Source organism: Rhizobacter sp. P2_H2 (assembly GCF_056403375.1).
Genome location: NZ_JBFUFP010000131.1, coordinates 1 through 9,000 on the forward strand (window position 1 = coordinate 1; position 9,000 = coordinate 9,000).

At 69.4% G+C, this 9,000-nt stretch carries 9 protein-coding genes; 7 read left to right on the forward strand and 2 right to left on the reverse strand.

From position 1 onward, the window contains the following. The coding region (locus AC1D15_RS10255; protein ID WP_477825896.1) for a DUF4172 domain-containing protein at positions 1–233 on the reverse strand (233 nt) is incomplete at its 3' end. Positions 234–425: 192 nt separating this feature from the next. Here AC1D15_RS10255 and AC1D15_RS10260 point away from each other — a divergent pair. The 7 genes from AC1D15_RS10260 to AC1D15_RS10290 are packed head-to-tail and all read left to right on the forward strand — an operon-like array spanning position 426 to position 8,206. Continuing rightward, the gene (locus AC1D15_RS10260; RefSeq protein ID WP_477825897.1) at positions 426–1,145 is read left to right on the forward strand and encodes a DUF1028 domain-containing protein; all 720 of its coding nucleotides are present in this window, start codon (positions 426–428) and stop codon (positions 1,143–1,145) included. After that, on the forward strand, positions 1,142–2,113 hold the full coding sequence (locus AC1D15_RS10265) for an ABC transporter ATP-binding protein (RefSeq protein WP_477825898.1): 972 nt from the start codon (positions 1,142–1,144) through the stop codon (positions 2,111–2,113). The genes AC1D15_RS10260 and AC1D15_RS10265 overlap by 4 nt, the downstream gene beginning before the upstream one ends. A gap of 8 nt (positions 2,114–2,121) precedes the next feature. Continuing rightward, positions 2,122–3,189 (forward strand): ABC transporter ATP-binding protein, encoded by a 1,068-nt coding sequence (locus AC1D15_RS10270; protein ID WP_465110562.1) that lies wholly within the window; start codon positions 2,122–2,124, stop codon positions 3,187–3,189. Between the two features lie 19 nt (positions 3,190–3,208). Beyond that, positions 3,209–4,723 (forward strand): ABC transporter substrate-binding protein, encoded by a 1,515-nt coding sequence (locus AC1D15_RS10275; protein WP_477825899.1) that lies wholly within the window; start codon positions 3,209–3,211, stop codon positions 4,721–4,723. A gap of 7 nt (positions 4,724–4,730) precedes the next feature. Beyond that, entirely contained in the window at positions 4,731–5,672 is a 942-nt protein-coding gene (locus AC1D15_RS10280; RefSeq protein ID WP_047507078.1) for an ABC transporter permease, read from the forward strand. Between the two features lie 2 nt (positions 5,673–5,674). Beyond that, positions 5,675–6,565 carry an ABC transporter permease gene (locus AC1D15_RS10285; protein WP_477825900.1) on the forward strand — a complete coding sequence of 297 codons (891 nt, stop codon included), beginning with the start codon at positions 5,675–5,677 and terminating at the stop codon, positions 6,563–6,565. A 33-nt stretch (positions 6,566–6,598) separates the two neighbouring features. Further along, entirely contained in the window at positions 6,599–8,206 is a 1,608-nt protein-coding gene (locus AC1D15_RS10290) for a gamma-glutamyltransferase family protein (protein ID WP_477825901.1), read from the forward strand. Positions 8,207–8,213: 7 nt separating this feature from the next. Here AC1D15_RS10290 and AC1D15_RS10295 read toward each other — a convergent pair. Then, a partial coding sequence (locus AC1D15_RS10295) for a HipA domain-containing protein (RefSeq protein ID WP_477825902.1) occupies positions 8,214–9,000 on the reverse strand: 787 nt, incomplete at its 5' end.

Sequence of the window (9,000 nt, forward strand, 5' to 3'; positions counted from 1 at the left end):
GCCGCGGGGTCGAGTCGCTCGCCCTCGATCGCGGCGGTGGCGATCACTTCGTCTTCCATCAACTCGCGGGCGACCTGGCCATCGCGCTCGATGCCGATCGCCTGCGCCTTGCCTTCCACCACGCCCTGCATGCGGCGGGCATGCGCCAGTGCCGGCCCGACCCGCGCGGGGTCGAACGTCAGCGCGGGCCACGCCGGCTGCTGCCAGACGAAGAGGGGCTTGATGGAAACCATGAGCCGCATTCTAGGTGTTTCGGCTCAAATAATGAGCCGCAAATCGGGGATTGCGGCTCACGAGGTGAGCGGCGCTGATCGGCGTGGCAATCGCGTGGCACACGGCTTGCAACCCTGTCGGTCTTCTGCCAGGGAACACAAATATGTCGTTGAGATCATGTTTGCAAGCGCTTCGCTGAAGCGCCTGCGGCGATGACCTGGTCCATCGTCGCGCGTGACGACCAGGGCCGTTTCGGTGTCGCGATCGCAAGCCGCTTCCTCGCGGTCGGTGCGTTGTGCGTGCACACGCGGCGCGATGTCGGTGCGTTGTCGACCCAGGCCTTGATGAACCCGCTGTATGGTGCCGCGGGCCTGGCGCTGCTGGCCGATGGCGAGCCGGCGGTGCAGGCCTTGCAGCGCCTGCTGGCCGGCGACGAAGGCCGCGCGCACCGCCAGGTCCACCTGCTGCCGGCCGTCGGCGCACCGGTCGCCCACACCGGCAGCCAGTGCATCGATTGGTGCGGCCACCAGCTGTTCGACGATTTCAGCGTGGCCGGCAACATGCTCGCCGGACCGCAGGTGATCGAGGCGACGGCGCAGGCCTACCGCGATGCGCACCGGCTGCCCTTCGCCGAGCGCCTGCTGGTGGCGATGCAGGCCGGCGAGGCGGCCGGCGGCGACAAGCGCGGCAAGCAGGCCGCCGCGCTGCGCCTGCACGCCGACGAAGACCACCCGCAGCTCGACCTGCGTGTCGACGACCATGCCGAGCCGCTCGCCGAGCTGCAGCGCATCTACCGCAAGAGCCTGGAACGCTACCAGCCGTTCATCGCCTGCCTGGCCGGCCGCCACGACCCGGTCGGGCTGACCGACCGCGCCGCGATCGAGGCCCGCATCGAGCGCTTCCAGGCGGCGCTGAAGGACCACGCACCATGACCGCGCTGCTCGAGGTGCGCCAGCTGCGCACGCTCTTCAAGACCGACGACGGCGAGTTCGCCGCGGTCGACGGCGTCAGCTTCGAGGTGCAGGCCGGCCGCACGCTGGCGATCGTCGGCGAATCGGGCTGTGGCAAGAGCGTGACCTCGCTGTCGATCATGGGCCTGGTGCCGTCGCCGCCGGGGCGCATCGACAGCGGCTCGATCCGCTTCGAGGGCCGCGAGCTGGTCGGTGCGCCGGCGCAGGCACTGCAGGACCTGCGCGGCAACGGCATGGCGATGATCTTCCAGGAGCCGATGTCGTCGCTGAACCCGGTCTTCACGATCGGCGAGCAGATCGTCGAGGGCCTGCTGCGCCATCGCCGCATCGGCCGCGCCGAGGCCCGCGAACAGGCGCTGGCGATGCTGCGCAAGGTGCGCATCCCGGCGCCGGAGCAGCGCTTCGACGAGCATCCGCACCAGCTTTCGGGCGGCATGCGCCAGCGCGCGATGATCGCGATGGCGCTGGCCTGCGAGCCGCGGCTCTTGATCGCCGACGAGCCGACCACCGCGCTCGACGTGACGATCCAGGCGCAGATCCTCGCGCTGATGCGCACGCTGCAGCAGGAGACCGGCACCGCCGTCATCCTGATCACGCACGACCTCGGCGTCGTGGCCGAGGTGGCCGACGAGGTGGTCGTGATGTATGCCGGGCGCATCGTCGAACGCGCGCCGGTGCAGGCGCTGTTCGAATCGCCGCAGCACCCGTACACGATCGGCCTGCTCGGCGCGGTGCCGCGCCTCGACGGCGAGCGCACGCGGCTCGCGTCGATCGACGGCCAGGTGCCGAGCCCGCTGCGCCGCCCGCCCGGCTGCAGCTTCGCCGAGCGCTGCCCGTTCGCCGAGCCGCGCTGCCGCGAAGCCGCGCCCGAGTTGTATGAGCTGGCGCCGCGCCATGAGGCGGCGTGCTGGCGGGCGCCCCTTCCATGAGTGACGCCATGAGTGACCCCGTGAACGATGTGCTGTTGAACGTCGAGGGCCTGGTCAAGCACTTCCCGGTGCGCCGCGGGCTGTTCGGCCGCGCGAAGGGCGCGGTGCGCGCGGTCGACGGCATCGACCTCGCGATCGCGCGCGGCGAAACGCTCGGCGTGGTCGGCGAATCCGGCTGCGGCAAGTCGACGCTCGGCCGGCTGGTGCTGCGGCTGATCGAGCCGAGCGCCGGCCGCGTGCGCTTCGACGGGCAGGATCTCGGCGCGCTCGATGCCGCCGCATTGCGCGCCCAGCGCCGTGCGATGCAGATCATCTTCCAGGACCCGTTCTCGTCGCTGAACCCGCGCATGACGGTCGGCCAGACGCTTACCGAGCCGCTGATGCTGCACGGCCTGCACACCGGCCGGCATCGCGAGCGCGTGGCCGAGCTGTTGCACACCGTGGGCCTGGCGCCCGAGCATGCGCAGCGCTTTCCGCACGAGTTCTCTGGCGGGCAACGCCAGCGCATCGGCATCGCGCGGGCATTGGCGGTCGAGCCGAAGCTGATCGTCTGCGACGAGGCGGTGTCGGCGCTCGATGTCTCGGTGCAGGCGCAGGTGGTGAACCTGCTGCAGGACCTGCAGCAGCGCTTCGGCATCGCCTACCTCTTCATCGCGCACGACCTGGCGGTGGTCAAGCACATCGCGACGCGCGTCGCGGTGATGTACCTCGGCCGCGTCGTCGAGCTGGCCGACAAGCGCACGCTGTTCGCGGCGCCGCGCCACCCGTACACGCAGGCGCTGCTGTCGGCGATTCCGGTGCCCGAACCTGGCCTGCAGCGCCAGCGCGTGCTGCTGGCCGGCGACGTGCCGAGCCCGGTCAACCCGCCGGGCGGCTGYCACTTCCACACGCGCTGCGTGCATGCGCGCGAGCGTTGCGCGCAACAGGCGCCTGCCCTGGAGCTGCACGACGGCCAGGCGGTCGCGTGCCACTTCTGGCGCGAGCTGCCCGCGCCTGCGCCGTTGAAGCCCGCGGCCGCCATCACGCCGGCCGGCATCCGCCTCGCGCGCCTGCAGGCCGCCTTCATTCATCCTTGATCAGTTCCTGGAGTTCACGATGACGTATCCGATGACCCGATGGATCCCCGCGCTGCTGCTGGCGTCTGCGCCGCTGCTCGCTGCAGCGCAGACGCTGCGCGTCGGCCTGGCCGAAGACCCCGACGTGCTCGACCCCTCGCTCTCGCGCAGCTTCGTCGGCCGCGTCGTGTTCAGCGCGCTGTGCGACAAGCTGTTCGATGTCGACGAGAAGCTCGCGATCCAGCCGCAGCTGGCCACCGGCTATGAGTGGTCGGCCGACAGCAGGACGCTGACGCTGAAGCTGCGCCCGGGGGTCACCTTCCACGACGGCGAGAAGTTCGACGCCGCGGCCGTCAAGTTCAACATCGAGCGCCACAAGACGCTGCCCGGCTCGAACCGCCGCGGCGAGCTGGCGCCGGTGGCCACCGTTGACGTGGTGGACCCGCTGACGGTGAAGCTGAACCTGTCGGCACCGTTCTCGCCGCTGCTCGCGCAGTTGGCCGACCGCGCCGGCATGATGGTCTCGCCGAAGGCAGCGCAGGCGGCCGGCGACAAGTTCGGCACGAAGCCGGTGTGCGCGGGGCCGTTCAGGTTCGTCGAGCGCGTCGCGCAGGACCGCATGGTGTTCGAGCGCTACCCGCAATACTGGAACAAGGACGCGATCCACTTCGACAAGATCGTCTACACGCCGATCCCCGACGCGACGGTGCGGCTGGCCAACCTGAAATCCGGCCAGCTCGATTTCATCGAGCGCGTCGCCTCCAGCGACATGGAGAAGCTGCAGTCCGACAAGAAGCTGAAGACCTCGCGCATCACCGAGATCGGCTACCAGGGCATCACGATCAACCTTGCGAAGAGCGACAAGGCGAAGCAGAACCCGCTGGGCCGCGACGCCCGCGTGCGCGAGGCGTTCGAGCTCTCGCTCGACCGCCAGGGCATCGCGCAGGTGGTGATGGACAACGAGGCGACGGTCGGCAACCAGTGGGTCGCGCCGGCCAATGCCTGGTACGCGAAGAACGTGCCGGTGCCCAAGCGCGACATCCCGCGCGCCAAGGCATTGCTGAAGGAAGCCGGCATTCCGAACCCGAGCTTCACGCTGGTGGCGCCGACCACGTCGGACGCGCAGCGCCTGGCGCTGGTGGTGCAGGCGATGACGCGCGAGGCCGGCTTCGACGTGAAGATCCAGGCCGCCGAGTTCGCGACCTCGCTGAACATGGCCGACAAGGGCGACTTCGAGGCGCTGGTGCTGGCGTGGAGCGGCCGTGCCGATCCGGACGGCAACCTGTTCAGCTTCCACGGCTGCAAGCAGCCGCTGAACTACGCCGGGTATTGCGATGCCGAGACCGATGCGCTGCTGACCCGCTCGCGCGAATTGCGCGACCCCGCCGAGCGCAAGAAGGTGTTCGAGCAGGTCGCCGCGCGCGTGCTGAAGGAGCGGCCGATCGTCTACCTGTACCACCGCAACTGGCTGTGGGCCTACAACGCGAAGCTCGGCGGCGTGCGCAACGTGCCCGACGGCCTGCTGCGCGTGAGCGGCCTGAAGCWCACGCCTTGATCCGCTGATGTTCGAGTACCTCGTCAAGCGCGTCGCGACGCTGCTGCCGACGCTGCTGTTCGTCTCGATGCTGATCTTCGGGTTGCAGCAGCTGCTGCCCGGCGACCCGGCCAAGATCCTGGCCGGCGAAGACCAGGATCCGCAAGTGGTGGCCTACCTGCGCGCCAAGCTGCACCTCGACGAGCCGCTGCCGCTGCGCTATGCCCGCTGGGTCGGCGGCGTGCTGCAGGGCGACCTCGGCGAATCGGTGCGCAACCAGCAGCCGGTGCTCGAGCTGATCCTGCAGAAGCTGCCGGTGACGGTGGAGCTCGCGCTGCTGGCGATGGCGATCGCGCTGGCAATCGGCATCCCGTCGGGCATCGTCTCGGCGGTGGGGCGCGGCACGGCCTGGGACTGGGCGGCCAACGCGTTCGCGCTGTGGGGCATCTCGACGCCGAACTTCTGGCTCGGCATCCTGATGATCCTGCTGTTCTCGGTGCAGCTCGGCTGGCTGCCGGCCTCGGGCTACGTGAGCCCGTTCGAGGACCTGGGCGCGAACCTGGCCGCGATGATCATGCCGGCCTTCGTGCTCGGCAACGCGATCGCCGCGGTGCTGATGCGCCACACGCGCAGCGCGATGCTGCAGGTGATGTCGGCCGACTACGTGCGCACCGCGCGCGCCAAGGGCCTGAGCGAGCGCACCGTGGTGCTGAAGCATGCGCTGCGCAATGCGCTGACGCCGATCATCACGCTGGGCGCGCTGGAGCTGGGCACGCTGCTGTCGGGCGCGGTGCTCACCGAGCAGGTGTTCACGATCCCCGGTTTCGGCAAGCTGGTGGTGGATGCGGTGTTCAACCGCGACTACGCAGTGGTGCAGGGCGTGGTGCTCGTCACCGCCAGCACCTACATGCTGCTCAACCTGCTGGCCGACTTGGCCTACTTTGCGGTCAACCCGCGACTGAGGCGCTGACGATGGTTGCCGTGCTTCCTGTTGTCCACACCACGACCCCCGCCCCGCGCTCCGAGGCCGGCCCGTGGCGCCGCGCCTGGCGCCGGCTGAAGCGCCGCCGTGGCGCGCTGCTCGGCCTCGCGGTCGTGCTGCTCTTCATCGCGATGGCGCTGTTCGCGCCGTGGTTCGGCCTGCAGGATCCGGTGGCCACCAGCTGGAGCGCGATCCGCAAGGCGCCGAGCGCCGAGCACTGGTTCGGCACCGACGAGATCGGCCGCGACGTGCTGTCGCGCGTGGTGTGGGGCACGCGCGCGTCGCTGCTCGCCGGGCTGGTGTCGGTGAGCATCTCGCTGCTGCTGGGCGTGCCGATCGGGCTGGCGGCGGGCTTCCTCGGTGGCTTCGCCGACGCGCTGATCTCGCGCATCACCGATGCCTTCCTGGCCTGCCCGTTCCTGATCCTGGCGATCGCGCTGGCGGCCTTCCTCGGGCCGAGCCTCTCCAACGCGATGATCGCGATCGGCGTGTCGGCCACGCCGATCTTCGTGCGGCTCGCGCGGGCGCAGGTGCTGAACGTGAAGGTCGAGGACTACATCGAGGCGGCGCGCGCGGTCGGCAACCCGCCGCTGCGCATCGCGCTGCGGCATGTGCTGCCCAACATCACGCCGCCGGTGATCGTGCAGGCGACGCTGGCGATCGCGTCGGCGGTGATCGCCGAGGCGAGCCTGTCGTTCCTCGGGCTCGGGCAACAGCCGCCGGCGCCGAGCTGGGGCAGTATGCTGAATACGGCGAAGAACTATGTCGACTCAGCACCGTGGATGGCGATCTGGCCGGGCGTGTCGATCTTCCTGCTGGTGCTGTCCTTCAACCTGCTCGGCGACGGGCTGCGCGATGCGCTGGATCCGCGGCAACGTTGAGCATTTCCCGGATTGGCTTCCGGGCTACACACCATGAACTTCGACTGGACCAACCCCTATCCCACCATCCGCAGCCCGCTGATGGCCCGCAACGTCGTCGCGACCTCGCAGGCGCTGGCTTCGCAGGCCGGGCTGCGCATGCTGCTGAAAGGCGGCAACGCGGTCGATGCGGCGATTGCCGCGGCGGCGGCGCTGACCATCGTCGAGCCGGTGTCGAACGGCCTCGGCAGCGACAACTTCGCGATCCTGTGGGACGGCAAGGAACTGCACGGCCTCAATTCGTCGGGCGTTGCGCCGACGGCGTGGAACCCTGAGTACTTCCGCCGCAAGCATGGCGACAAGATGCCGATGCGCGGCTGGGACACGGTGACCACCCCCGGCGCGGTGGCGGGCTGGGTGGCGTTGTCCGAGCGCTTCGGCAAGCTGCCGTTCGCCGACCTGCTGGAGCCGGCCATCGAGCTGGCCGAGCGCGGCCATGGGGTCGGGCGCATCGTCTCGGACAAGTGGGGCCGCCAGGTACCGGGCCTGAAAGACCAGCCCGGCTACGCCGAGGCCTTCATGCCGCGCGGGCGCGCACCGGAGCCCGGCGAGCGCTTCGTGTTCGCGGCGGCCGGTGCGACGCTGCGGCAGATTGCGCTGACGAAGGGCGAGGCCTTCTACCGCGGCGAGATTGCCGAGAAGCTGGTGGCGCATGCGAAGGCGAACGGCGGCAGCATGGCGCTGGTCGACCTCGCGAACTTCCGGCCCGAGTGGGTGACGACCATCCGCCAGGATTTCGCCGGCCACACGGTGCACGAGATCCCGCCGAACGGGCAGGGCATTGCCGCGCTGATGGCGCTGGGGATGCTGGAGCGGCTCGACCTCGCCCGGTACCCGGTCGACAGTGTCGAATCGCAGCACCTGCAGATCGAGGCGATGAAGCTCGCGTTCGCCGACACCTACCGCTGGGTCGCCGACGCGCGCTCGATGACCGAGGTGACGGCCGAGGATCTGCTGAGCGACGGCTACCTGCGCGAACGCGCGAAGCTGATCGACCCGAAGCGTGCCGGCGACCCGGCACACGGCACGCCGCCGAAGGGCGGCACCATCTACCTGAGCGCGGCCGACGAGCGCGGGATGATGATCAGCCTGATCCAGTCCAACTACATGGGCTTCGGCAGCGGCGTGGTGGTGCCGGGCACCGGCGTCAGTTTGCAGAACCGCGGTCACGGCTTCACGCTGGACGAGAAGCATCCGAACGTCGTGGCACCGGGCAAGCGGCCGTTCCACACCATCATCCCCGGCTTCCTGACGCGCGACGGCCAACCGCAGATGAGCTTCGGCGTGATGGGCGGCAACATGCAGCCGCAAGGCCACCTGCAGACGCTGGTGCGCATGCTGGTGCACCGCCAGCAGCCGCAGGCGGCCTGCGATGCGCCGCGCTGGAAGGTGGGCAGCGGGCGGGCGGTGGATTTCGAATCGACGATGGCACCGGCGCTGGTCGACGGGCTGAAGGCACTCGGCCACCGCTTCGAGCCGACGCCCGACGCGTACATGGACTACGGCAGCGGGCAGTTCATCTGGAAGCTGAGCGATGACCAGGAAGACGGCTACGTCGCGGCCAGTGATTCGCGGCGTGACGGGCAGGCGGCGGGGTACTGAGCGAGGGTCATGCGCGCCGGGGCGTGATGCGCTTCAGCATGTCGTTCACCACGATGTGCCGGATCGCGCGCAGCACCAACCCTTCCTGGGCGCGATCGGCCGCAGTGAGCTTCGGCATCGCCGCGTTCTCGGCGTCGACTTCGGCGAGCAGGGCATCGAGTTCGACGGGCAGCAGCTTCACCATCCTGTCGATCATCCGATCGCAGGCGATCACGGGCATGCCCAACGCATCGCCGGCCGCGTGAAGTGCCTTGCGGTCAACGTCGCCGAACATCGAGCACTGGTTCATCGAATACATCAGCGGCACCGACGGCCAGATCGCTCGCTCATCGGCGAGCGCCTTCACGTGATACACGCAAGTCGACAGCAGGTCGTAGTGGTCCGCCATCGCGACGCCCTCGGGGCTCACCGAGTACGACAGGTTCTTCAGGTGGTTGTCGTCGTTGCCGATCAGGACGTTGAACAGCAGCCAGTTGAACATTCGCGGTGCCGCGGCGATGCGGTTGGTGCAGGCCCCGACCGCTTCGGCCAGGGATTCGAGCGATGCGGATGATTGCTTGAACTGCCGGGACTTGTTGAGCAACTGGCAGGTGTCGATGATGTGGCTGCGCTGCGTGCGCCCCTGGGCATCGAGGTATCTGTCGAAGCGCTGGACGAGGTACACCGGCTCGGGCGTGTAGAAGCGATGCACGGCAGGGACCGGCAGGCCCACGCGGTCGGCCAGGCGCATCACGACGTACTCGTTGATGACCGAGGCCGCGTAGTCCGCGCTCGGGTGGCTGGGCTTCAGGATG

Bases quoted from the DNA above. Each gene is read 5' to 3' on its own strand.
- AC1D15_RS10260 (WP_477825897.1), top strand. From the start codon at position 426: ATGACCTGGTCCATCGTCGCGCGTGACGACCAGGGCCGTTTCGGTGTC.
- AC1D15_RS10265 (WP_477825898.1), top strand. From the start codon at position 1,142: ATGACCGCGCTGCTCGAGGTGCGCCAGCTGCGCACGCTCTTCAAGACC.
- AC1D15_RS10280 (WP_047507078.1), top strand. From the start codon at position 4,731: ATGTTCGAGTACCTCGTCAAGCGCGTCGCGACGCTGCTGCCGACGCTG.
- AC1D15_RS10285 (WP_477825900.1), top strand. From the start codon at position 5,675: ATGGTTGCCGTGCTTCCTGTTGTCCACACCACGACCCCCGCCCCGCGC.
- AC1D15_RS10290 (WP_477825901.1), top strand. From the start codon at position 6,599: ATGAACTTCGACTGGACCAACCCCTATCCCACCATCCGCAGCCCGCTG.